Consider the following 22,482-nt stretch of genomic DNA (forward strand, 5'->3'; position numbering starts at 1 on the left):
CGCCGGCCGCCGTCGGCCATTGTGGGGTTCCCACAATCCCCACGCGTCACGCAGGTCACGTCCGTCCCCTGAAGGGGCCTATGCTCGAGAGCATGTCCGAGGCCCGCAGCACCCCGCCAGCCCGCGCGATCTCCGCGGAGTCGCTGCGCCGGCTGCGGGCCCATCTGGGGGTCCTGAACACCGCCACGCTCCAGCGGCTGGACAGCACCCTGCCGTGGTACCGGCGGTTGACGCCGGATGAACGGTCCTCCCTGGGGCTGATCGCCCAACGCGGACTCACCGGCTTCCTCTCCTGGTTCGAGCGCCCCTCCACCTCCATCACCACCCTGCTCGGCGAGGTCTTCGGCGGGGCCCCCACCGAGCTGACCCGGTCCATCAGCCTGCAGCGGGCCCTTCAACTGATCCGCACGGTGGTGGACGTGGTGGAGACCCAGGTGCCGGAGATCGTGCAGGACCGGGACCAGACTCTCGTCCGTGAGGCCGTGCTGCGGTATTCACGGGAGATCGCCTTCGCCCTGGCCGACGTCTACGCGCGGGCCGCCGAGAACCGGGGCGCCTGGGACAGCCGCAACGAGGCGGTGCTGCTGGATGCCGTCCTGCGTGGCGAGGCCCCGGATGAGATCCTCTCCCGGGCCGCCGCCGCCGGCTGGAACGGCGGCAAGGGCATCATGGTGATCGCCGGGCCCACGCCCACGGCAGACCTTCCCACCCGGCTCGCCGGCGCCCGCCGGTCCGCGGCCCGTGCCGGCCTCGACCTGCTGGTGGGTGTCCAGTCCGAGCGCATCGTCCTGGTGGTCGGCGGCGTGACCGAGCCCCACCGGTCCGCCGAGGTCCTCACGCCCTGGTTCGGGGACGGACCGGTGGTCCACGGCCCCGTCTCGGAGACCCTCGTGGACGCCCACCGCAGCGCCCGGGAGGCGCTGGCCGGACTGGCCGCGGCCGCTGCCTGGCCACGTGCACCGCGCCCCGCCCATGCCCAGGACCTCTTGCCCGAACGGGCGTTGCACGGCGACCGTGCCGCCGTCGAAGTCCTGGTACAGCGCATCTACACCCCCTTGAAGGCCGCGGGCAACTCCCTGCTGGAGACCGTGGACGCCTATTGTGAGCTCGGGCATTCCCTGGAGGGCACCGCGCGCGAACTGTTCATCCACGCCAACACCGTCCGGTACCGGTTGCGCCGGGTCAGCGAGATCACCGGCTGGGACCCACTGGTCCCCCGGGACGCCTACGTGCTGCAGACGGCTCTGGCCGTCGGACGCCTCCACCGGCCGGACTGAGGCGGGACGGATGGTGTCCAGCACCCGTGCCGTTGTAGGAAACCTCTAAATCTCGAGGGTGAGCTTGGTGCCCCTGCCGCCCCGGAACATCGCGGTGGCTTTGACACAGTTAAGGGCATGCTAGCGATCGTGTGCCCCGGACAGGGCTCTCAAACCCCTGGGTTCCTCACGCCATGGCTCGAACTGGACGGCATGACCGAGACCCTCGGCACCTGGTCGGCGGCCACCGGTGTGGATCTGACAGCCCACGGCACCGTCTCGGACGAGGCCACCATCAAGGACACGGCCGTGGCCCAGCCGCTCATCGTGGCCGCCGGCCTCCTGGCCGCGCAGGCCCTGGACCTGCCCTCCCTGCCCGCCACCTGGACGGCCGCCGGCCACTCCGTGGGTGAGATCACCGCGGCCGCACTGACCGGCGTGCTGACGGCCGAGACCGCCCTGGAGTTCGTCCGCATCCGCGCCACGGGGATGGCCGAGGCCGCCGCCGCCGAGCCCACCGGCATGGCCGCCGTCCTCGGCGGCGATCCGGACGAGGTCCTGGCCAGCCTCGAGTCCCATTCCCTGGTGCCGGCCAACGCCAACGGCGCCGGACAGACCGTGGCCGCCGGCTCGGCCGAGGCCCTGGCAGCCCTCGCTGCGGACCCCCCGGCCAAGGCCCGCGTCATCACCCTGAAGGTGGCCGGCGCTTTCCACACCCCGTACATGGCCTCGGCTGTACCGGCCCTGCAGGCCTACGCCGAGGGGCTCACGGCGCAGGATCCGGCCGTCCCCCTGCTGTCCAACCGGGACGGCCTCCCAGTACGGTCCGGGCGGCAGTTCGTGGACCAACTCGTGGACCAGGTCACCCGTCCGGTGCGCTGGGACCTGTGCATGGAGAGCTTGCGCCAGGCCGGCGTCACCGGGATCCTGGAGGTCCTGCCGGGCGGGACGCTGACCGGACTGGCCAAGCGTGCGCTCAAGGGGACCGCCACCCTGGCCGTGAAGTCCCCGGAGGACCTCGACGCGGCACGGGCCTTCATCGCCGAGCACAGCACCGCCGCCGGCGGCTGACGCCCTGCCGGTGCGGACCGGCCATCGCCGCCCGCACCCGGCACGCCACTGAGAAGCACCTGCAGACAGCAGACAAGACCACTGAGACCTGAGGACACCATGACCGTCACCCTGAAGCAGTACCAGCCCGTTGTCGGCAGCCGCATCCTGTCCGTCGGAGCGGCGCGCGGCAATCTGGTGGTGACGAACGATGACATCGCCGGTCCCATCGACTCCTCGGACGAGTGGATCCAGAAGCGGACCGGAATCGTCACCCGGCGCCGGGCCGGCCGGGACCAGTCCCTCAACGACCTGATCACCACGGCGGCGACCGAGGCCATCCAGAAGGCAGGGCTCACCGGTGCGGACATCGACGCCGTCATCGTCTCGACCGTGACCTCGCCCTACGCCACCCCCTCCGCCGCGGCCGCCCTGGCCCACGCCATCGGCGCCACCCCGGCGCCGGCCTTCGACATCTCCGCCGCCTGCGCCGGCTACTGCTACGGGGTGGCCCAGGCCGACGCCCTGGTGCGCTCCGGCATGGCCCGGCACGTGGTGGTGGTCGGCGCCGAGAAGCTCTCCGACTTCATCGACGAGACGGACCGCTCCATCTCCTTCATCCTCGGCGACGGTGCCGGTGCCGTGGTGGTGGGTGCCTCCGAGGAGACCGGGATCTCCCCCAGCGTCTGGGGTTCCGACGGCGAACGCTGGGAGACGGTGAGCATGACCCGCTCCATGCTCGACCTGCGCGATGCGGCGGAGACCGCCCGCACGACCGGGGACACCTCCGGGCTGACCGATCCCGAGAACAAGCTGTGGCCGACCCTGCACCAGGACGGGCCGAGCGTGTTCCGGTGGGCCGTGTGGTCCATGGCCAAGGTCGCCCAGGAGGCCCTGGAGAAGGCCGGCATCCTGGCCTCGGACCTCGCCGCCTTCCTGCCGCACCAGGCCAACGAGCGCATCATCGACGAGATGGCCAAGCAGCTGAAGATCCCGGACACCGTGACGATCGGCCGGGACATCAAGGAGACGGGCAACACCTCCGCAGCCTCGATCCCGTTGGCCATGCACCGGGTCCTGCAGGAGGACCCCTCCCTCAGCGGGGGCCTCGCCCTCCAGATCGGTTTTGGCGCCGGGTTGGTCTACGGCGCCCAGGTGGTGCGGCTGCCCTAGGCCGCGCTGACTGAGCAGACCTCCACGTCATCCGACGCTGGATCACCATCACCATCCACAGCAGCATCTACGGCTAAGGAGCCACCATGGCAGCTAACAAGGAAGAGATCCTCGCGGGCCTCGCAGAGATCGTCAACGAGGAGACCGGCCTGGAGACCGAGGAGGTCCAGCTGGACAAGTCCTTCACGGACGACCTGGACATCGACTCGATCTCCATGATGACCATCGTGGTCAACGCCGAGGAGAAGTTCGACGTGAAGATCCCGGACGAGGAAGTCAAGAACCTCAAGACCGTCAACGACGCCGTCGAGTTCATCGCCAACGCCCAGGCCTGAACCGGTGGTGGAGATCCACCACCCGTGAGGAATCCGGCCGGCTGCGGGAACAGGACGATTCCCGACGCCGGCCGGCCCCTCCCCCGGCGGGCCGACTTCCTCTCCGGCACCCCTGAACAACCAGCACGGGTCCTCCGACCCGGCAGATTCGAAGGTAGAGACATGAACCGCAAAGCCGTCATCACCGGGCTCGGTGCCACGACCCCCATTGGCGGTGACGTCCCGACCGTGTGGCAGAACGCCCTGGCCGGGACCTCCGGCGCCCGTCCGCTCAAGCAGGAATGGGTCACCGAGTACGAGCTGCCGGTGACCTTCGCCGCCCAGGCCACCACCCCGGCCTCCGAGACGCTCTCCAAGGTGGAGATGAAGCGGATGGACCCCAGCACCCAGTTCGGGATGGTGGCAGCCCGCGAGGCCTGGGCCGACGCCGGACTGGCCGTGGAGAAGGGCGCCGACCCGCTCGTGGATCCCGACCGCTTCGCCGTGTCCTTCGGCACCGGCATCGGCGGCGTCTGGACCCTGTTGGACGGCTGGGACACCCTGCGCAACAAGGGGGCCCGCCGCGTGCTGCCCATGACCGTCCCGATGCTGATGCCCAACGGCCCGGCCGCCGCCATCAGTCTCGCCCTCGGCGCCCGCGCCGGTGCCCGCACCATGGTCTCCGCCTGTGCCTCCGGCACCGAGTCCCTGGACATCGGCCTGGAGCTCATCCGGTCCGGGAAGGCCGACGTGGTGCTGTGCGGCGGGGCCGAGGCCGCCATCCACCCGATGCCCATCGCCGCCTTCGCCTCGATGCAGGCCCTCTCCCGACGCAACGACGAGCCGGAGCGTGCCTCCCGTCCCTATGACCGAGATCGTGACGGCTTCGTGCTCGGTGAGGGCGCCGGCGCCCTGGTCCTCGAGTCCGAGGAACACGCGGCCGCCCGTGGCGCCCGCGTCTATGCCGAACTGGCGGGCACCGGCGTCACCTCCGACTCGTTCCACATCACCGCCCCCGAACCAGACGGGCTCGGAGCTTCCCGCGCCCTGCGCATGGCCCTCGAGGCCGCCGGCGCAGCCCCCGAGGACGTGAGCCACGTCAACGCGCACGCCACCTCCACCCCGGTCGGTGACCGTCCCGAATACCTGGCCATGAAGTCCGTGTTCGGCGATCACCTGGACCAGGTGGCGGTCTCCGCCACCAAGAGCCAGACCGGTCACCTGCTGGGGGCCTCTGGCGCTCTGGAGTCCGTGTTGTCCGTTCTGGCGGTTTACCACGGCCAGGCGCCGGTCACCATCAACCTGGAGAACCAGGACCCGGAGATCCCGCTCAACGTGGTCTCCGGTCAGCCCCGCCAGCTACCGCAGGGCCAGCGTGTGGCGATCAACAACTCGTTCGGCTTCGGCGGCCACAATGCCGTGTCCCTGTTCAGGACGGTCTGAGTTCAGGACGGTCTGCGTTCTGGACCGTCTGAATGCAGGTCCATCGGAGCCCGCTGCTGTCTCCGGCTGCCGTGAGTCGTTGAACAGTTGAACAGTTGAACGGCTAAACACCGATACCCGCCAGGTGATCCTGGCGGGTATCGCTGCGTTCGGGAGGAACGCCGGTGGTTGAGGCTGGGCTAACCCACCTGGTGCAGCCAGCGGACCGGTGCGCCGTCGGCCGCCTGGCGGAAGGGTTCCAGCTCCTCGTCCCAGGCTTCGCCGAGGGCCAGGCTCAGTTCGTGGAAGACGGCCGAGGGATCGCCCTGGGCCTGCTCGTACGCATAGCGGATGCGGTCCTCGGAGACCATGATGTTGCCGGTGACGTCCGTGGTGGCATGGAAGATCCCCAGTTCGGGGGTGTGGGACCACCGGCTGCCGTCGGCACCGGCCGAGGCTTCCTCGGTGATCTCATAGCGCAGGTGTGCCCAGCCGCGCAGGGCCGAGGCCAACCGGGACCCGGAGCCCTGAGGACCGGACCAGATGATCTCGGCGCGGTAGGAGCCGTGCGACGCCGTCTGAGGCGCCCACTCCAACTCCTCTTGGGCACCCAGGACTGCGCCTACCGCCCACTCGATGTGTGGGCATAGCGCGGCCGGGGCCGAGTGGATGTAGAGCATTCCACGGACCATGGTTTCAGACATACGTTCCTCCCAGTGCTGTGCGGTACGTCTTCCCCAACGACCCCACAGGCTCAGAACCACAATGGTTCACGGGAGGTGGCAACCAGTGCCCGATGCCTCGATGTATTCAGTTTCTCACTGCCGGGCGGCAACATCCGATGTCAGTCCTACGAATGACACCGGTGTGCTTCCGGCACCATTGTGCCCCACCAGTCGCCCGGGTGCCAACCGCGACACCGTCGACGGTCTTTTCAGGCCTGTTCCAGCCTCCCCACCCCTACTCGTCCCTACTCGTCCCTACTCGTCCCAATTCATCCCTATTCATCCCCGGCCGGCCCAGTTCAGGCCCGGGGATGCGCCCGCCGGTATCCCTCCCGGAGGCGTTCCACCGAGATGTGCGTGTACAACTGCGTGGTCTGCAGGGAAGAGTGGCCGAGCAGTTCCTGCACGCTGCGCAGATCGGCCCCGCCGTCCAGTAGGTGGGTGGCGGCGGTGTGACGCAGTACGTGAGGTCCGCTGGCCGCGGTGTCGCCGAGCCCTGCCAGAGCACGGTTGACCACCTCGCGGATCTGCCGCACGCCCATCCGTCCGCCCCGCACCCCGAGGAACAGCGCCGCCGATTGAGGCCGCGGCGGATCACCGGACGTCAGGGCCAGGTGCCGCCGGCCCTGGTCCAGCCAGCGGCCGAGGGCGGCGGCGGCCGGCGCTCCGAAGGGAACGGTCCGCTGTCTGTCGCCCTTGCCGGTGACCACCAGCGTGCGCCGCTCGTGATCCACGTCTGACCGGTCCAGGCCGGCGAGTTCGGCCACGCGCACCCCGGTGGCATACAAGAGTTCCAACAAGGCGGCATCCCGCAGCGCGATGGCCCGCTCGCGGGGGTCCTCGGGCTCCTGGCGCTCGGCAGTGGCGAGGAGCCGATCCGCCTGTTCGGCGCTGAGCGCATCGGGCAAGCGGCTGTCTCGCCGGGGGGACGTCAGCCGCAGGGAGGGGTCGTGGTCCAGGTGTCCTTCTCTGACAGCCCACGCCATGAAGACCCGCACGGAGGCCGTCTTCCGCGCCAGCGTTGACCGGGACCGTCCCGCCGCGGAGAGCCGCCCCAGCCAGCGTCGGAGGTCGGCCAGGTCCAGGGCGCCCAGCACGTCCGGCCAGGCAGAATCCTCCGGCACCAGCGCGGACTGCCGGGCCACGTCATGGATCAGGCCCTCCAGGTCCGACACATAGGCCCGGACGGTCTGGGGCGATCGGTTCCGCTCATGGACCAGGTGGTCGGCGAAGCCCTCCACCCAGGATCGGTCCCGGGCCGACAGCCGGGAAGTGCCCCTGGCGGGGCCGGTTCGCGCGGCGGATGATTCGGGCATCTCTCCACTGTGCCACGGGCCTATCCCCCAGACACCGGGCCGCGCCGCCATCCTGACTCACGCTGCTCGGCCAGGGACTGCCGTTGGAGCTTCTTCAGGGTGCCCATGACCGTTCCCGGGCCGAGCCCCGCGACCGCGCAGAGGCGGTCCACGGGGACCGGGCTGCGCAGCGGAAGCGCCTCATAGACCAGCAGCTCCTCGACCGTCAGGTGATCGTGGATCCTCCCGGCCGGCGCCCCGGCGCCGGAGACTGTCCCGGCGACGGTGCCAGAGGCAGTCCCTGTGCCGCCCGCACCGCCCGGCATGAGGGCCAGTGCCTCCTCGAGGTCCGTCACCACCACCGCCGGCGACTCCCGGAGCAGCCGGTGGCACCCGGCGGACTGTGGTGAGGTCACGGGGCCGGGCACCACCCCCACCTCCCGGCCGAGCCCCAGCGCGTGCCCGGCGGTGTTCTGTGCCCCCGAGCGCCACCGTGCCTCAACCACCAGAACGGCCCCGGACAGGGCGGCGATCAGGCGGTTGCGTTGCAGGAAGCGGTGCCGCGTGGGGCTGGCACCGGGCGGCATCTCGGAGAGCAGGATCCCGCGGGACGAGACCTCCCGCAGCAGCTCCTCATGGCCCGCCGGGTAGTAGCGGTCCAGGCCGCCGGCCATGACGGCCGCAGTCAGCGGAGTGCCGGTCCCGGAGGCCAGTGCAGCGCGGTGGGCCATCGCGTCGATGCCGTAGGCGCCGCCCGACATCACGGTCAGGCCGCGGGCCGCAGCGCCGCCCGCCAGTGTCCTCGTCACAGACTGTCCGTATCCGGTGGCGTCCCGGCTACCGACGACGGCCAGGGTGGACGCTCCCCGGGGCACCGCTCCCGAGCCCCTGAACCAGAGGGCCACCGGTGCGGCCGGTCCCAGGTCGTCGACGCCCGCCGGCCACCCTGGATCCCCGGGGATGAGCAACCCGCCCCCGAGCCTGCCCATGGACTCCAGATCCCGTTCCGGGGCCAGGCTGGAGGTCCGCGCCGCCCAGCCCTGCAGGGCCTTGGTCCAGGTCCGCTCGGTGAGCGCGGCCCCCTCCCCGGCCAGCACGAGGCTGAGTTCCTGGCGTTCGTCCGGGACGGGCCGGTCTCTGCCGGCCAGGATCTGGAGGGCCCTCTCGGGTCCCCACACCCGGACCGCGGTGGTCCCCAGGACCGACCCGGGTTCCAGCAATCGGGTCAGGGCCGCGCGGGCGATGCGCTCGGCGTCCAGGCCGGCGTCCTGGCCGACGTTCAGGCCGGCGTCCTGACCGACGTCCTGACCCGCACCCTGGGAACCGTTCTGTCTCATACCGTCTCCTCACCCTCACCGCGACGCCTGAGGTACAGGGCCGTGTCCACATCCTGGGCCTGTGGCCGGTCCGCTCCGCGCAGATCCGCGATCGTCCAGGCCAGTCTCATCACGCGGGCGTGCCCCCGTGCGGTCAGTTCAGCCCGGTCGAGGGCGGCATCGGCCCCGGCGCGCGCCCGGGCACCGATGGCCACCGCGTCATCCCGCAACAACGCCGCCGGGATGTGCGCGTTGCGGGACAGTCCGAAGGGGTGCAGCCGCAAGGCCTGCCTCGTCACCGCCGGCAGGATGCGCTTCCGGACGGCCTCGGAGCCCTCACCCGCCGTACCGGAGGTCAGGGCCTTGGCCTCCACGGCGGGCACCGTGACCTGGATGTCCACCCGGTCCAGCAGAGGCCCGGAGAGCTTGGCCGTATACCTCCGACGCTGCAGCGATGAGCAGCGGCATGCACTGCCACGTCCGCCACCCCAACCACAGGGACAGGGGTTGGCCGCCAGGACCAGCTGGAATCGGGAGGGGTAGCGGACCACCCCGGAGGAGCGGTGCAGGGTGATGGTCCCGGATTCCAGCGGCTGCCTCAGGGCGTCCAGGGCGCGGCGGTCGAACTCCGGGGCCTCGTCCAGGAACAGCACCCCTCCGTGGGCGAGGGAGGCCGCACCGGGCCGGGCCAGTCCGCTGCCACCACCCACCAGGGCCGCCATGGACGCCGAGTGGTGGGGCGCCTGGAAGGGGGCTTGCCGGATGAGGCGGGCGGTGGACTGGGACCGCCCGGTCAGGGACCGCACGGCGGTGGCCTCCAGCGCCGTCCGGTCATCCAAGGCCGGCAGGATGCCCGGAAGCCGCTCGGCCAGCATGGTCTTCCCGGCACCGGGGCTGCCCTCGAGCAACAGGTGGTGCCCGCCGGCCGCGGCCACCTCCAATGCGAAGCGGGCCTCGAACTGACCCGCGACCTCGGCAAGGTCCGGCACCGGACCGAGATCCTCGGCCGCACCCTGGCGGGGCCCCGGAACTGGTTCAGCCAGAGCACTGGCCAACGGCGCGTCCGGGCTGCCGCCGAAGGCCACGATCACCTCGTGCAACGAGCGGAAGCCCCGCACCCTCGCCCCGGGGACGAGGGAGGCCTCCGCGCACGATTCCTCGGCGACGATCACCTCGGGGTGGCCCGCTGCCACGGCGGCCATCACGCAGGGCAGCACCCCCGGGGCGTGCCGCAGCCGTCCGTCCAATCCGAGCTCCGCCAGGAACACGAGACCTGCGGTCCCGCGCACCCGGTGGTCGGCAGCGTAGGCCGCCATCAAGATCGCGAGATCGAAGCCGGATCCCCGCTTGTGCAGGGCCGCGGGCACCAGGTTCACCGTCAGGTGCCGGCGGGTAAGGGGCAGCCCGGAATTCCTGGCCGCGGCCTTGATCCGGTCCCGGCTCTCCTGCAGGGACTGGTCCGGCAGCCCCAGCAGCACGAATCCGGGCAGGGACTGTCCGATGTCCGCCTCCACCTCCACCAGGTGGCCGTGCAGGCCGGTCAGTGCCACCGCGAGGGTCCGTCCCAGGACGGGCGGCCCGCTCACGGCCTGATGTCCTTGAGCACCTCGACGGTCATCCCGCCCCCGGCCGGCAACAGGACCGAGACCGCGTCCACCCGCCACCCGGCCAACCGCTGGGACTCGGGGTGGGCGAGGGCCCATTGCAGCGTCAGGCGGTGCAGTCGGCGTAGCTTGCGGCTGGTGATGGCCTCGAAGGGATGACCGAATCCGGTCCCCCGCCGGGTCTTGACTTCCACGACCACCCACCAGCCTTGGTGGATCCCCACCAGGTCGATCTCTCCGTCCGGGCAGCGCCAGTTCCGGTCCACGATCTCGTAGCCCTGGTCCTGCAACCACCGGGCGGCCACGTCCTCGCCGAAACGACCCAGTGCCGTGTGGGCTGATGATTCCTTCGGCCGGGTCCCGGCCGGTGTCGCATGCTCCATTGATGCACCTCCACCCACCACCCTGCGCCAGGTCCAGTCCTGTCGGGGGTGGGGAGGTCGCCGCTGTGGACGGGAGGGGCCGGTCGGCGGGCTGTGGAGGAACGGGCCTTAGAGCGCCGGGCCGTCCTGGGGCAGCTGCAGATCGTCCCGGGGCGGGAGCTCCTCGACATTGACGTCCTTGAAACTGAGCACCCGCACCCGCTTCACGAAGCGCGCGGTGCGATAGATGTCCCACACCCAGGCATCCTCGAGCAGGACCTCGAAGAACACCTCGCCCCCCTCGGTACGCGCGCTCACCTCCACGGAGTTGGCCAGGTAGAAGCGTCGCTCCGTCTCCACCACGTAGCGGAACAGCCCCACCACATCGCGGTATTCCCGGTAGAGCTGCAGCTCCATCTCGGATTCGTAGTTCTCGAGTTCGTCGCCGCTCATGCCGTCCATTCTGCCTGTTCCCCGCCCGGAGCCCGCCCCAGTCCGAGGTTCCAGCTCATCCGGTGGTAGGGGCTCGGGCCCTGCGCGGCGATCGCCAGCCGGTGCGCGGACGCCCCGTACCCCTTGTTCCCGGCCCACCCATAGGCGGGGAAGGCCTCCGCCAGCCCGGTCATGAGCCCGTCCCGCTCCACCTTGGCCACGATCGACGCGGCGGCCACCGAAGCACAGGTGGCATCGGCCTTGACCTGCAGGTGGACGGCGCCCGGCCCCGGCGCGAGCGCTCCGCAGAGCGGTGCCGGCGCCTTCGGCAGCCAGTTGTCCCGACCATCCAACAACAACAGGTCCGGGGTCCGGCCCAGGTCCCACACCACCCGGTGCCAGGCCCGCCGCCCGGCCAGGGCGAGGGCCGCGGTGATCCCGTACCGGTCGATCTCCCCGGGTTCGGCATGTCCGACGGCGGCCGCGGCACCCCAGGCGAGGATCTCCGGGACCAGCGCCGTGCGGCGCTTGGCGCTCAGGGCCTTGGAGTCGCGCACGGCCGGGTATGGGCCGGCGTCGGGCACGCTGACGACGACGACTCCGACGCTGACGGGGCCGGCCAGTGCGCCCCGGCCCACCTCATCCATGCCGGCGACGAGCAACGATCCCTCCGCCACGCCCGTCTGCGCCCGATGGGCTCCGGCGAGTGAATGCTCCAGCGCCAGATCCGGCAGCACCGGGGCCGGCCGTGCTGTCCTGACCGTCATTCGGACCCGGTTCGCGCCGGTTCGGGTGCCGGGACCTGCTCGAAGACGTCGCGGTCGCCGCCGGCGTCTCCCCACCGGGACAGCGGCCACGCGATGACCTCGGCGCGTCCGGTGACGTCGTCCAGGCTGATGAAGCCACCACCGGGGCCGTCCTGGTGCATGCGGGAGTCGGCCGAGGCATCGCGGTGGTCCCCCATGACCCAGATGTGCCCCTGGGGCACGGTGACCTCGAAGGGGATCTCGGACGGCACCGAACCGGGGTACAGGTACGGCTCGTGGACGGCGGTGCCGTTGACGGTGAGCGTGCCCTCGGCACTGCAGCAGGCGACCCGGTCCCCGGGCAACCCGATCAGGCGCTTGACGAGGTGCTGTTCGGAGGAGTTGGGCATCAGGCCGATGAACTCGAGGACGTCTCGGACGGGGTTGGAGGCCACCGGTGCGGGCTCACCGAGCCAGCCCTTGGTGTCCTCGAAGACCACCACGTCCCCGCGGTCCACGTCGAAGGGACCGGGGACCATGAGGTTGACGAAGATCCGGTCGTTGATCTGCAGCGTCTGTTCCATGGATCCGGAGGGGATGTAGTACGCGCGGAACAGGAAGGTCTTGACCAGGAAGGAGGCCAGGATGGTGATGAGGACGATCAACACGACCTCGCGGACTGCGAGCCAGAGGCGGCGGCCGCCGAACGGCTCCACGGCATCCGGTCCGGCTGGCCGGTCAGCGGCGCCGCGCTGAGGCTGCGCCGGGTTGCCCGGGCTGCTGTCCTGCGCCATCCTGCCGTCCTCTCCGCTGGTCCAGCCTGTCACTCTACCGCTCGGCGGGTGCCTCGAGATGCTCCAGTGAGGTGCGTCGGTCCGGCGGCCACGCGATTCCCGTCACCCTGCCGATGACCGCGGATTCGGCGATCATGCCGCCGCCGGGGGCACCGAGCAGGGCGCGGGAATCGAGCGAGTGGTGCCGGTTGTCCCCCAGCAGGAACAGCCGCCCCTCGGGCACCGTGACGGTGAACGGCACGGTGGAGGCGGGCGGTTCTGCCAGATAGGGCTCCGGCACGGCCTCGCCGTTGACCTGGAGCAGGCCGTCCACGGTGCAGCAGGAGACGATGTCCCCGCCTACGCCGGCCACCCGTTTGACCACGGCGGTGGTGTCCGGTGCCAGCCCGAGCCATTGCAGTGCGCCGTCCACCGATCTCGCCAGGGCCGGGCGGGACTCATAGGGGACGAAGCTGCCCGCGCCGTCCACCACCACCACGTCCTGGCGCCGCACGGCCGCGGTGTCATAGGCCGTCCGGTCCACACTGATCCGGTCGCCCTGGTGCAGCAGCGGTTCCATGGAACCCGAGGGGATCAGGTACGGCTCGGCCACCGTGCTCCGTACCAGCGCCGAGGCGAGGACGGCGGCGAGGGCCACGGCCACCACGACCACCACCCACCGAGCCCGGAAACCACGACGCCGCGGGCGCCGGTCCCCCGGTGGGGTCCGCCCCCCGCGGCGCTGAGGAGACGACGGGTCCTGAGACAGGTCCGCCCTCCTGGGTGCTAGACCGATCAGGCCTTCTTGGCCGCGGACTTCGGCGTGGCCGTGAAGTCGCGCTTCTCCTTGATCTTGGCGGCCTTGCCGTGGCGATCGCGCATGTAGTACAGCTTGGCGCGACGCACGTCACCGCGGGAGACGAGCTCGATCTTGTCGATCACCGGGGAGTGCACCGGGAAGGTGCGCTCCACGCCCACGCCGAAGGTCACCTTGCGGACGCGGAAGGTCTCGCGGATGCCATGGCCGTGGCGGCCCATCACGAAGCCCTGGAAGACCTGCACGCGGGCGGTCTTGCCCTCGATGATGTTCACGTGCACCTTGACGGTGTCGCCGGGGCGGAAATCGGGGGCGTCGCTGCGCAGCGAGGCGGCATCGACGGAGTCGAGGATATGCATGGTGGTACTCCTGGTGAACGCCACAGGTCCTTCACGTGGTCTGCGGCCCGCCGGCCGGTGCCTCCGCAGGGGAGGCGTCGGGATGGGCAGGCCTGAAACTGGTGACCGGTCAGTCCCTGATGGGCGCCGGCTGGCCAGACTGTCGGCATCCGCCCCCTGTGGCAGGTCGGATGTCCAGTTGACACAGCGACCCATTATGCCAGATCCGGTGCCCTGCTGTCTTCTCCTACGCCTCTGGCCGTTCGGAGGCGTCCTGGACCAGGTCGGGCCGGCGTGACCGGGTGCGGACCAGCTGTTGTCCACGCCGCCAGGACGCGATGCGACCGTGGTCTCCGGAGAGCAGTACCTCGGGGACCTCACGGCCCCGCCAGGACGAGGGCTTGGTGTACACGGGGTATTCGAGCAGCCCGTCGTTGTGGGACTCCTCCACGAGGGACTCGGGGTTTCCCACGACGCCCGGTACGAGCCGGCCGACGGCCTCGATCATGGCCAGGGCCGCCACCTCACCGCCGTTGAGGACGTAGTCCCCGAGGGAGACCAGACGGACGTCATAGAGCTCGGTGGCCCACTCGAACAGTCGTTCGTCGATCCCCTCATACCGGCCGCAGGCCACCACCAGGTGTTGGGCCTCTGCCAGGTCCTGGGCCACGGACTGCCGGAACACCAGGCCCGACGGCGTCGGCACCAGCAGGACTGGCCGCTCGGCAGGGGTGCCGGCCGGGATTCCGGCCGGAGTTGCAGAGTCGGCGTCGGCGGCGATCCCCTCCAGGGCCAGCGCCCAGGGTTCGGGTTTCATCACCATGCCGGCCCCGCCGCCGTAGGGCGTGTCGTCGACGGTGCGGTGGCGGTCCACGGTGTGCTCCCGCAGGTCGTGGATCCGGATGTCCAGCAACCCGTCCCGCCGGGCCTTGCCGATCAGGGACACATCCAGTGCCGCCAGGTACTCCGGGAAGATCGTGACGACATCGATCCTCATGCAGGATCCCCCGGTCCGGGCGTCACGCCACCGACCTCGTCATTCAGGGTCAGCAGACCCGGCGGTGGGGTGAGGGTGATGGTGCCCGACTCCAGATCGACCTCGGGGACGATCTCGTCCACGAAGGGCACCAGCACCTCCGTGCCGCCCTGCACCTCGATCTGCAGCAGATCCTGGAATTCCCCGGTCTGCAGGCCCGTCACGGCACCGACCCTCCGGCCCGCGACCAGCACCGCGAGTCCCACGAGATCCTCCTCGTACCACGCATCGTCCTCGCCCCCCTCGTCCGGTGCGGCGAACAGCTCCGTGCCCCGCAGCTCCTCGGCCTGGTTGCGGGTGAGGACCTCGTCGAAGGACAACAGCAGGATCTCCTTGTTCCACCGGGCCCGCACCACGGTCAGCTGGCCCCCACGCCCGCCACCCGTTGCACCCCCACCGCCGTTCCCGGGTTGCGCGGAGAGCACGGCGCCGGGCACGAAGCGCTCCTGCGGCTCGTCCGTATAGACCTGCACGGTCACCTCCCCGCGGATGCCGTGCGGCTTGCCGATCCGGGCGACGCGGACCTGCTCAACCCCGTCGACGGACGGGCTCTGATCGCCTGGCTGGGGCATGGTGGTGGGGTCCTCTCCTCGGGGTACTTGCCGGGTGTCACGTTCTGTGTCAGGGGTTCAGACACCGATGGCCCGTGCCGGACGGTGTCCGGACACGGGCCATCATGTCATGGTGCTGCCCCACCGAAACCTGCGGGGTGGGGCGGCACGGTACTGCTACCGGCGGCGGTCGGTGTCCACCACGTCGACTCGCACGGGATGGCCGGCGAGGCCGTCCAGCACCGTGCGCAACGCGGTGGCGGTGCGGCCCTGACGGCCGATCACCCGACCGAGGTCGGAGGGGTCCACGCGGACCTCGAGCACCTCACCCCGCCGGTTGGTGCGCAGGTCGACCTGGACGTCTTCCGGGGAATCGACGATTCCCCGGACCAGGTGTTCGAGCGCTTCAGTCAGCATGGTCACTCAGAGGTCTCGTCGGCCGGAGCCTCGGGGCTGTCCTCTGCGGCGGCAGCTTCCTCGGCCGGGGCCTCAGCAGCGTCCTTCTTCGGGGTGATGGCCTCGGGGATGATGACCGAGCCCTTCTGGGGGGCCACGAAGGGATCCTTCGCCTGCTTGGTCTTCAGGGTGCCTTCGGCGCCCGGCTCCCCCTTGAACTTCTGCCAGTCACCGGTGATCTTGAGGATGGCATGGACCTGCTCGGTGGGCTGGGCGCCCACGGACAGCCAGTACTGGGCCCGCTCGGACTTGACCTCGATGAACGAGGGCTCCTCGGTCGGGTGGTACTTGCCGATCTCCTCGATGGCACGGCCGTCGCGCTTGGCGCGGGAGTCCATGACAACAATGCGGTAGTACGGGGCGCGCATCTTGCCGAAGCGCTTCAAACGGATCTTAACGGCCACGGGTGTGGTAGCTCCTGGTTCTTGGTGTTGGCGCAGCGTTCGTGCCGGCCGTGGGGTTGGCGCGGATCGGTGGCTACTGACGGAACGCCGGCTGGAATGATAGAGGGTCGCCCAGACGGCAGTTCAGTACCGTCCCATTCTGCCAGACGTCCGGGCAATTCTCCTAGTTGCCCCTCGTTGACCCTGGTTGCCCGTTGTTGCGCCTAGTTGGACGCGGCGCCGGCCGGAGCCTCGACCTCAGACAGTACGAGCAGCGTGTTCCACGGGTCTCGGACCTCGAGGCCGCGGTCCGTGCGCTGCGCGATCCTGCCGGCACCCTTCAGCCGCTCCTCGGCCGAGTCCAGTCCTTCCCCCGGTGGCAGCGTGATGTCCACGGCACCCAGGCCCAGGGTGTTGCGCCGGGGGCCGACGCCGGTGGAGTTCCAGGTGTTCATGGCCATGTGGTGGTGGTATCCGCCGGCGGAGACGAACAGGGCCATGGTGCCCAGTCCCGTGGTCTTCTCGAAGCCGAGGTCCCGGACGTAGAACTCCTCGGCGGTGGCCACATCTCCCACCTGCAGGTGGACGTGCCCCACCGCGGCCGGCGCGGTCCGCAGCCTCGCGACCGAGTCCTCGGTGAGATGGGTGTTCAGGTACTGGTCCCACGGCAGGTAGCTGGTGCCCATGGCGACCTGACGGTCCGGACCCCACTGCCACTGCTCACGGGGGCGGTCGACATAGAGCTCGATGCCGTTGTGGTCCGGGTCCTGGAAGTAGAACGCCTCGGAGACGAGGTGGTCAGAGCTGCCGACGAACCGGGACTGATCGTGGCGCACCGCCGAATACACGGTGGCGGCCAGGTCGGCGGCCTGCTCGAACAGGATGGCCACGTGGTAGAGCCCCGCCTCCCCCTCGCCCGGCAGCTTGAGCCCATCGGCCTGTTCGATACCGACGAGCGGAGTCCCGGCCCGCCCCAGGATCACATTCGGGCCGTCCTCGGCCACCGCGACCAGGCCCAGGGCCTGTTCGTAGTAGTCACGCAACCGGGGGACGTTGTCCGTCTTGAGGGTGACCAGTCCCATGGCGAGCCCGGCCGGGAGCAGCTCCGCGAGGGGCCGGCCACTGATGGACTCGTACCGGATGGAGGCTGCAGCAGCCTCGCCGGCCGGATCGGCGGTCGGGCCGGTGGCCGGGTGGGTGGTCGGATGTGCTTGGAGGGACATGGGGACTCCTTCGGGGTCATGGCAGCTGGTCTGGAGGATTGCCTTCAGTACAGCACAACATGGTTGATGCTTCAACTATTCCGGTGGGGAGATCCCTCACAGACCTCGGGCCGCCCCCACCGGCAGGTGGAGGCGGCCCGTAGACAGCGATCAGCTCAGATGAATCGGTTCAGATTGACTCAGTTTCCGCCGAGGTACTTCTCGAAACCCTTCGGCAGGTTGAGCGAGGACGGATCGAATCCGTCCGGGCCGCCGTCGGCCCCCTGCCCGAAGGCCGAACCCTGCGGCGGTGCGGCCGGACGGTTGCGGCGCTCCTCGAGCTCACGCATCTCCTGCGCCGCCTTCACCGGGTTGCCGGACCGCGGCTTGGCCTTCTTGCCCTTGCCCTTGCCCTTCTTGGACCCGCCGCCGCCGCCGCCCGGCATCCCGGGCATCCCCGGCATGCCGGGCATCCCGCCACCGGCGGCCATCTTCTTCATCATCTTCTGAGCCTGGCCGAAACGTTCCAGCAGACCGTTGACCTCGGAGACCTGGGCGCCGGAACCGCGCGCGATGCGGGCCCGACGCGACCCGTTGATGATCTTGGGCGCCACCCGCTCATGCGGGGTCATGGACCGGATGATGGCCTCGATGCGATCGATCTGCCGGTCGTCGAACTGCTCGAGCTGCTGCCGCATACCCTGGGCACCGGGCATCATCATGAGCAGCTTCTTCATGGACCCCATCTTCTTGATCTGCTGCATCTGATCAAGGAAGTCGTCGAGGGTGAAGTCCTCCTGGTCCACGAACTTCTGGGCCATCTTCTCGGCCTCGGCCTTGTCCCAGCTGCGCTCGGCCTGTTCGATCAGGCTCATCACGTCGCCCATGTCCAGGATGCGCGAGGCCATCCGGTCCGGGTGGAAGACCTCGAAGTCGGACAGGTTCTCGCCGGTGGAGGCGAACATGACCGGCTTGCCGGTCACCGAGCGCACCGAGAGCGCGGCACCACCCCGGGCGTCGCCGTCGAGCTTGGACAACACCACGCCGGTGAAACCAACGCCCTCGTTGAAGGACTGAGCGGTGGCCACGGCGTCCTGGCCGATCATGGCGTCGATGACGAAGAGCACCTCGTCCGGCTGCACGGCCGTGCGGATGTCCGCGGCCTGCTGCATGAGCTCGGCATCCACGCCGAGACGTCCGGCGGTGTCCACGATCACCACGTCGTTGTGCTTCGCCTTCGCCTCCGCCACGCCGTTGCGGGCCACCTGCACCGGATCGCCGGTGGCGTCCTCGAACTCGCTGGAGACCCCCGGGTGCGGGGCGTAGACGGGCACCCCGGCCCGCTCACCGTTGACCTGGAGCTGCTTGACCGCGTTGGGCCGCTGGAGGTCGGCGGCCACCAGCAACGGCGTGTGGCCCTGCTCCTTGAGGTGCTTGGAGAGTTTGCCGGCCAGCGTGGTCTTACCGGCACCCTGCAGGCCGACGAGCATGATGACCGTGGGCGGGTTCTTGGCCAGGTTCAGCCGGCGGGTCTCACCGCCCAGGATGTTGACGAGCTCGTCCTGGACGATCTTGACGACCTGCTGGCCCGGATTCAGGGCCTGGCTGACCTCTTCACCGAGGGAGCGTTCCTTGATGTGGGCGATGAACTCCCGGACCACCGGGACGGCCACATCGGCGTCCAGCAGGGCCCGGCGGATCTCGCGGGCAGTGGCGTCGATGTCCGCCTCGGACAGGCGTCCCTTGCCCTTCAGGTTCTTGAAGGTGGCGGCCAGGCGATCGGACAGGGAGTTGAACACTGCGGTGCTCTTCCTTCGGGTTGGGGGCGGCACGTGCGAATCTACCGGTTTCCAAGGGTATCAACTCCGATGGAGCCGGGACCCCGCGGAAGGGGACACGACCTGAGGCCCGCCGGCATCCACGGTCTCCGTGTAGGACGTGCCCATCCCGCCGCCGCCGAACTCATAGGCGATCTCGCGGTGCAGGGACTGGTCCAGGCCGAGTTCCTCCTCCTCGGCGGTGACCCGCCAGCCCATCGCGGCCTTGAGTGCGGTGCCGATGACGAAGGTCACCGTGGCGGTGTATCCCACGGCGATCACCACGGCCACGATCTGGGCCAGCAGCAGAGAGACGTCACCGCCGTAGAGGAGACCGGCGCGGCCGTCCGCCATCGGCCGGCCCAGCAGTCCGATCAGGACCGTGCCGAGGATGCCGGCCACCAGGTGCAGTCCCACGACGTCCAAGGAGTCGTCGAAACCGAGCCGGTACTTCAGACCGACAGCCAGGGCACAGCTCGCGCCCGAGAGGAAGCCGATGACCAGGGCGCCCACCGGATCGACGTAGGCGCAGGCCGGGGTGATGGCCACCAGGCCGGCGACGATGCCGGAGGCGCTGCCGATCGAGGTGGCCCGCTGGCCGCGGAGCCGCTCGGTGAGCAGCCAGCCGAGCATGGCGGCGGCCGGGGCGGCCAGCGTGTTGACCCAGATGAGGCCTGCCTCCGCGGCATCGGAGGCGGCACCACCGTTGAACCCGAACCAGCCAAACCACAACAGGGCCGCGCCGAGCATCACGAAGGGGATGTTGTGGGGACGGTGACCGGGATCGATGCCGAACCCCTGGCGCTTGCCCAGCAGCAGGGCCAGCACCAACGCCGCCACGCCGGCGGAGATGTGGACGACCAGGCCGCCCGCGAAGTCGACGGCCTCTCCCACGGCACCGCCGATGAGTCCGTCTGCGGAGAGCAGTCCGCCGCCCCACACCATGAAGGCCAGCGGGCAGTAGACGAGGGTGACCCACACGGGCACGAACACCATCCAGGTGCTGAACTTGGCACGGTCGGCGATGGCCCCGGAGATCAGGGCCACCGCGATGATGGCGAAGGTGGCGCCGAAGCCGATCCCGATCAGGTCCTCGGTGCCCAGGAACCCGTAAAGACCGACGTCCGTGAGGGGGTTGCCGAACAGCTGGAGGATGCCCTCGCCGCCGGACATGTTGTAGCCCCACAGCACCCAGACCACGGCCACCAGGCCGATGGACACGAAGGACATCATCATCATGTTGAGCGAGGCCTTGGCCCGCGTCAGGCCACCGTAGAAGAAGGCCAGGCCGGGGGTCATGAGCAGGACCAGTCCGGCACACACCATGGTCCAGACATGGCCCGAGGTCAGTTCGATCGTTTCCACAGTCATTCCTCTCGCCGAAGGACCATCCACCGCGCCCCGACGCCGGATGGTCCGGGTCACCGGTGTGACCCGCGAGCGGGGTGCGGCTGGTCCTGATAGAGAGGATGGCGGAGGCGTGTTTCACCTGGCCCGCAGCACTGTTTCGGCCAGGTGACGAATCACCGGTCCAGGTGAACGCCGTGTTTCAGACGGTGCAGGCTCAGCTCTGGCGGCTCATCCAGCCACCGCGCGTGATGCGCACCACGACCGTGTCCGAGCCGATCTTGATGGTGACCTTGGTGGCCCCGTCCGAGTATTTGCTGGTGGAGACGGAGACCTTGGCCGACTTGCGCGCCGGGGCGATCACGGAGATCGTGCCCACGCTGTTGCCGTGCCGGCCGAACGCGATCTGGTCGGTCGGGACACGCACCTGCTCCTGCGGGTAGTAGTGGCCCCTCGGGTGCGGGTTCTCCACGGCGTGGTAGAGCGCGGTCTCCCCCCGGCTCAAGGCCTTCGGCCCCCAGAACGGCACCTGCACGAAAGTGGTCTGGGTGGAGGACCCCGGGGCGGAGGATCGGACCACCGAGCGGTTGACCCACTCGGAGCGCTGGTCCGGCGGGAGGTTCCACAAGGTCTGGACGGTGTGGGTCTTGGACCGGTCGTTGATCACCGTGCGGTCCAGCACCACGGAGACGTCCGGGTCGTCCATCACGAGCGTGCCGCGGGTGCGGTTGCCCTGGCTGCTGAACTGCTGGGTCACCTCGGCGAAGTCCCCCCAGCCGGCGGCCGGGTAGTTGGTCCGGGTGATCTTCGCCGGGCCGCCGGCCGACATCTTGGAACTGGGGACGTAGATGGTGTTGTGGGCCAGCTCGCTCATCGCCCACCCACGCCACTTGCTCGAGACAATCCCCGGGTGCCCGGCGTCGACCAGGACATCCCTGCCGCGTGCGGTGTACAGGAACTGCAACAGATCACCCTTGTGTGCCTTCTTCTCCTTGCCGCTGCCGGCCCGGAGCATCCACGAGGGGTAGTCGCGGAATCCGGTGGTGGAGTTACCCCAGGAGGCACGGCCCTGGATGTAGCCGGCGTCCAGGAAGGTCCGCACCCGGTGGCGGGGAGCCTTACCCTGCTTGCCGTCCGTGGCCGCATACAGCGCCTCGGAGGGCACCTGCCGGTTGGCCTGGTAGATCGGCGAGTCACCGAACTGCCAGTAGTAGCCCAGGTTGTTGGTGAAGTGGGCCATGTTTTTGCCGAAGGTGGTCAGCTGGGGGCTGATGGACGAGGTGCTGTGCCCACAGCGCTCCATGAGCTCGGCCGTCTCCAAGATCAGGCGGTAGTTGAAGAGCATGTAGTGCGGGGCGGCCTCGTTGCTCAGGCCCTCCCGGCTGATCTGGATGGGCAGGGCCTGCTTGACCCGGGAGATCGCGTGGTCCTGGTAGTCGCGGCGGCCCAGGAGGCAGCCGGCACCCAACAGCGCGCGGTTCTCCATGGACCCGTGGTTCCAGGCGCCGGACCACCGGGCGATGTTGTGTTCGGCATGGCGGTGGATGATGTTGGTGAGCCATCCGTACGAGCTCGGCAGGGATCCGCCGTTGCGTTCCATGACCACCTCACGGAAGCACAGCAGCGTGTTCAGGCGGTGGGTGTTCGCCTCGATGTCGTCATGGTCCTTCAACCAGGACCCGGGGTGATCACGGATCCAGTCACGGATGATGACCTCGGCCTTGTTCAGGGCCGTGGTGTTGCCGTCCCGGCCGGCCTCGATGCTCGGGCCGATCCACCGCAGGCTGGCCAGCCACAGCCGCCAGCCGGTGTCCCGGTGCGGGTCCAGGTTCCAGTTGATGTTCCCCTTGCCGTCGCCGACCTTGGTGGAGGGGAAGATGTACCAGTTGTACACATCCGCCTGGTTCGAGGCCACCGTGTTGTAGCGCGGCAGTTGGCCGTAGGCCTGACACGGGTAGACGGCGTTCGGGTTGTTCGCCGCAGTGGCGGCTTCGACCTTCTCCTCCGCCGCGTCGATGCCCTCGAGCTCCGCCTCCAGGTCCATGACCTCCGCGCCCTCGTCCCGGG

The 22,482-nt window shown here is 69.8% G+C and carries 23 protein-coding genes; 5 read left to right on the forward strand and 18 right to left on the reverse strand.

The window, feature by feature from the left end:
- Positions 1 to 92: 92 nt before the first annotated feature.
- The 5 genes from ACSU1G_RS22940 to fabF all read left to right on the forward strand — a co-directional run bounded on the left by ACSU1G_RS22940 (position 93) and on the right by fabF (position 5,236).
- On the forward strand, positions 93 to 1,277 hold the full coding sequence (locus tag ACSU1G_RS22940) for a PucR family transcriptional regulator (protein ID WP_439282345.1): 1,185 nt from the start codon (positions 93 to 95) through the stop codon (positions 1,275 to 1,277).
- Between the two features lie 117 nt (positions 1,278 to 1,394).
- Entirely contained in the window at positions 1,395 to 2,327 is a 933-nt protein-coding gene (locus tag ACSU1G_RS22945) for an ACP S-malonyltransferase (protein ID WP_439282346.1), read from the forward strand.
- Positions 2,328 to 2,426: 99 nt separating this feature from the next.
- Complete coding sequence (locus ACSU1G_RS22950) at positions 2,427 to 3,479, forward strand: beta-ketoacyl-ACP synthase III (protein ID WP_439282347.1); 1,053 nt, start codon at positions 2,427 to 2,429, stop codon at positions 3,477 to 3,479.
- A gap of 86 nt (positions 3,480 to 3,565) precedes the next feature.
- A complete protein-coding gene (locus ACSU1G_RS22955; protein WP_309809124.1) occupies positions 3,566 to 3,814 on the forward strand; it encodes an acyl carrier protein in 249 nt (82 codons plus the stop codon).
- 162 nt (positions 3,815 to 3,976) lie between these two features.
- Entirely contained in the window at positions 3,977 to 5,236 is a 1,260-nt protein-coding gene (gene fabF / locus ACSU1G_RS22960; protein WP_439282348.1) for a beta-ketoacyl-ACP synthase II, read from the forward strand.
- Between the two features lie 179 nt (positions 5,237 to 5,415).
- Here the strand turns inward: fabF and ACSU1G_RS22965 are convergent, their stop codons facing one another.
- From ACSU1G_RS22965 to ACSU1G_RS23050, 18 genes are all read right to left on the reverse strand, one after another.
- Positions 5,416 to 5,919: a DUF3145 domain-containing protein gene (locus tag ACSU1G_RS22965; protein WP_439282349.1), complete on the reverse strand. Its 504-nt coding sequence runs from the start codon at positions 5,917 to 5,919 to the stop codon at positions 5,416 to 5,418.
- A gap of 320 nt (positions 5,920 to 6,239) precedes the next feature.
- Positions 6,240 to 7,256: a tyrosine recombinase XerC gene (locus ACSU1G_RS22970; RefSeq protein WP_439282350.1), complete on the reverse strand. Its 1,017-nt coding sequence runs from the start codon at positions 7,254 to 7,256 to the stop codon at positions 6,240 to 6,242.
- Positions 7,257 to 7,276: 20 nt separating this feature from the next.
- Complete coding sequence (locus tag ACSU1G_RS22975) at positions 7,277 to 8,572, reverse strand: DNA-processing protein DprA (RefSeq protein ID WP_439282351.1); 1,296 nt, start codon at positions 8,570 to 8,572, stop codon at positions 7,277 to 7,279.
- Complete coding sequence (locus tag ACSU1G_RS22980) at positions 8,569 to 10,137, reverse strand: YifB family Mg chelatase-like AAA ATPase (protein ID WP_439282352.1); 1,569 nt, start codon at positions 10,135 to 10,137, stop codon at positions 8,569 to 8,571. The genes ACSU1G_RS22975 and ACSU1G_RS22980 overlap by 4 nt, the downstream gene beginning before the upstream one ends.
- The gene (locus ACSU1G_RS22985) at positions 10,134 to 10,538 is read right to left on the reverse strand and encodes a YraN family protein (RefSeq protein ID WP_439282353.1); all 405 of its coding nucleotides are present in this window, start codon (positions 10,536 to 10,538) and stop codon (positions 10,134 to 10,136) included. Before ACSU1G_RS22985 ends, ACSU1G_RS22980 begins: the two co-directional genes overlap by 4 nt.
- Before the next feature lie 108 nt (positions 10,539 to 10,646).
- Complete coding sequence (locus ACSU1G_RS22990) at positions 10,647 to 10,970, reverse strand: DUF2469 domain-containing protein (RefSeq protein ID WP_439282354.1); 324 nt, start codon at positions 10,968 to 10,970, stop codon at positions 10,647 to 10,649.
- A complete protein-coding gene (locus tag ACSU1G_RS22995; protein WP_439282355.1) occupies positions 10,967 to 11,716 on the reverse strand; it encodes a ribonuclease HII in 750 nt (249 codons plus the stop codon). The genes ACSU1G_RS22990 and ACSU1G_RS22995 overlap by 4 nt, the downstream gene beginning before the upstream one ends.
- Positions 11,713 to 12,489 (reverse strand): signal peptidase I, encoded by a 777-nt coding sequence (lepB, locus tag ACSU1G_RS23000; RefSeq protein ID WP_439282356.1) that lies wholly within the window; start codon positions 12,487 to 12,489, stop codon positions 11,713 to 11,715. Before lepB (ACSU1G_RS23000) ends, ACSU1G_RS22995 begins: the two co-directional genes overlap by 4 nt.
- A 34-nt stretch (positions 12,490 to 12,523) precedes the next feature.
- Complete coding sequence (gene lepB / locus ACSU1G_RS23005; RefSeq protein WP_439282357.1) at positions 12,524 to 13,144, reverse strand: signal peptidase I; 621 nt, start codon at positions 13,142 to 13,144, stop codon at positions 12,524 to 12,526.
- Between the two features lie 119 nt (positions 13,145 to 13,263).
- Positions 13,264 to 13,644 carry a 50S ribosomal protein L19 gene (rplS, locus tag ACSU1G_RS23010; RefSeq protein WP_439282358.1) on the reverse strand — a complete coding sequence of 127 codons (381 nt, stop codon included), beginning with the start codon at positions 13,642 to 13,644 and terminating at the stop codon, positions 13,264 to 13,266.
- A 226-nt stretch (positions 13,645 to 13,870) separates the two neighbouring features.
- The gene (trmD, locus tag ACSU1G_RS23015) at positions 13,871 to 14,620 is read right to left on the reverse strand and encodes a tRNA (guanosine(37)-N1)-methyltransferase TrmD (RefSeq protein ID WP_439282359.1); all 750 of its coding nucleotides are present in this window, start codon (positions 14,618 to 14,620) and stop codon (positions 13,871 to 13,873) included.
- Positions 14,617 to 15,231: a ribosome maturation factor RimM gene (gene rimM, locus ACSU1G_RS23020; RefSeq protein WP_439282360.1), complete on the reverse strand. Its 615-nt coding sequence runs from the start codon at positions 15,229 to 15,231 to the stop codon at positions 14,617 to 14,619. Before rimM ends, trmD begins: the two co-directional genes overlap by 4 nt.
- A gap of 156 nt (positions 15,232 to 15,387) precedes the next feature.
- Positions 15,388 to 15,627: an RNA-binding protein gene (locus tag ACSU1G_RS23025; protein ID WP_439282656.1), complete on the reverse strand. Its 240-nt coding sequence runs from the start codon at positions 15,625 to 15,627 to the stop codon at positions 15,388 to 15,390.
- A 2-nt stretch (positions 15,628 to 15,629) separates the two neighbouring features.
- Entirely contained in the window at positions 15,630 to 16,070 is a 441-nt protein-coding gene (gene rpsP / locus ACSU1G_RS23030; RefSeq protein ID WP_439282361.1) for a 30S ribosomal protein S16, read from the reverse strand.
- Between the two features lie 203 nt (positions 16,071 to 16,273).
- Entirely contained in the window at positions 16,274 to 17,131 is an 858-nt protein-coding gene (locus ACSU1G_RS23035) for a VOC family protein (RefSeq protein WP_439282657.1), read from the reverse strand.
- 320 nt (positions 17,132 to 17,451) lie between these two features.
- Positions 17,452 to 19,050: a signal recognition particle protein gene (ffh, locus tag ACSU1G_RS23040; protein WP_439282362.1), complete on the reverse strand. Its 1,599-nt coding sequence runs from the start codon at positions 19,048 to 19,050 to the stop codon at positions 17,452 to 17,454.
- 60 nt (positions 19,051 to 19,110) lie between these two features.
- Positions 19,111 to 20,424: an ammonium transporter gene (locus ACSU1G_RS23045; protein ID WP_439282658.1), complete on the reverse strand. Its 1,314-nt coding sequence runs from the start codon at positions 20,422 to 20,424 to the stop codon at positions 19,111 to 19,113.
- Between the two features lie 208 nt (positions 20,425 to 20,632).
- Positions 20,633 to 22,459: a heparinase II/III domain-containing protein gene (locus ACSU1G_RS23050; protein WP_439282363.1), complete on the reverse strand. Its 1,827-nt coding sequence runs from the start codon at positions 22,457 to 22,459 to the stop codon at positions 20,633 to 20,635.
- Positions 22,460 to 22,482 lie beyond the last annotated feature (23 nt).

The organism is Microbacterium sp. A93 (genome assembly GCF_051842835.1).

Excerpts from the sequence above, each read along its gene's own strand:
- trmD (WP_439282359.1), bottom strand. The coding sequence starts at position 14,620 with ATGAGGATCGATGTCGTCACGATCTTCCCGGAGTACCTGGCGGCACTG.
- ACSU1G_RS22945 (WP_439282346.1), top strand. The coding sequence starts at position 1,395 with ATGCTAGCGATCGTGTGCCCCGGACAGGGCTCTCAAACCCCTGGGTTC.
- fabF (WP_439282348.1), top strand. The coding sequence starts at position 3,977 with ATGAACCGCAAAGCCGTCATCACCGGGCTCGGTGCCACGACCCCCATT.
- ACSU1G_RS22985 (WP_439282353.1), bottom strand. The coding sequence starts at position 10,538 with ATGGAGCATGCGACACCGGCCGGGACCCGGCCGAAGGAATCATCAGCC.
- ACSU1G_RS23050 (WP_439282363.1), bottom strand. The coding sequence starts at position 22,459 with ATGGACCTGGAGGCGGAGCTCGAGGGCATCGACGCGGCGGAGGAGAAG.
- ACSU1G_RS22940 (WP_439282345.1), top strand. The coding sequence starts at position 93 with ATGTCCGAGGCCCGCAGCACCCCGCCAGCCCGCGCGATCTCCGCGGAG.
- ACSU1G_RS22995 (WP_439282355.1), bottom strand. The coding sequence starts at position 11,716 with ATGACGGTCAGGACAGCACGGCCGGCCCCGGTGCTGCCGGATCTGGCG.
- rplS (WP_439282358.1), bottom strand. The coding sequence starts at position 13,644 with ATGCATATCCTCGACTCCGTCGATGCCGCCTCGCTGCGCAGCGACGCC.
- ACSU1G_RS22965 (WP_439282349.1), bottom strand. The coding sequence starts at position 5,919 with ATGTCTGAAACCATGGTCCGTGGAATGCTCTACATCCACTCGGCCCCG.
- ACSU1G_RS22955 (WP_309809124.1), top strand. The coding sequence starts at position 3,566 with ATGGCAGCTAACAAGGAAGAGATCCTCGCGGGCCTCGCAGAGATCGTC.
- lepB (WP_439282356.1), bottom strand. The coding sequence starts at position 12,489 with ATGGCGCAGGACAGCAGCCCGGGCAACCCGGCGCAGCCTCAGCGCGGC.
- rimM (WP_439282360.1), bottom strand. The coding sequence starts at position 15,231 with ATGCCCCAGCCAGGCGATCAGAGCCCGTCCGTCGACGGGGTTGAGCAG.
- ACSU1G_RS22990 (WP_439282354.1), bottom strand. The coding sequence starts at position 10,970 with ATGAGCGGCGACGAACTCGAGAACTACGAATCCGAGATGGAGCTGCAG.
- ACSU1G_RS23025 (WP_439282656.1), bottom strand. The coding sequence starts at position 15,627 with ATGCTGACTGAAGCGCTCGAACACCTGGTCCGGGGAATCGTCGATTCC.
- ACSU1G_RS22970 (WP_439282350.1), bottom strand. The coding sequence starts at position 7,256 with ATGCCCGAATCATCCGCCGCGCGAACCGGCCCCGCCAGGGGCACTTCC.
- ACSU1G_RS23035 (WP_439282657.1), bottom strand. The coding sequence starts at position 17,131 with ATGGGACTGGTCACCCTCAAGACGGACAACGTCCCCCGGTTGCGTGAC.
- ACSU1G_RS22950 (WP_439282347.1), top strand. The coding sequence starts at position 2,427 with ATGACCGTCACCCTGAAGCAGTACCAGCCCGTTGTCGGCAGCCGCATC.
- ACSU1G_RS22975 (WP_439282351.1), bottom strand. The coding sequence starts at position 8,572 with ATGAGACAGAACGGTTCCCAGGGTGCGGGTCAGGACGTCGGTCAGGAC.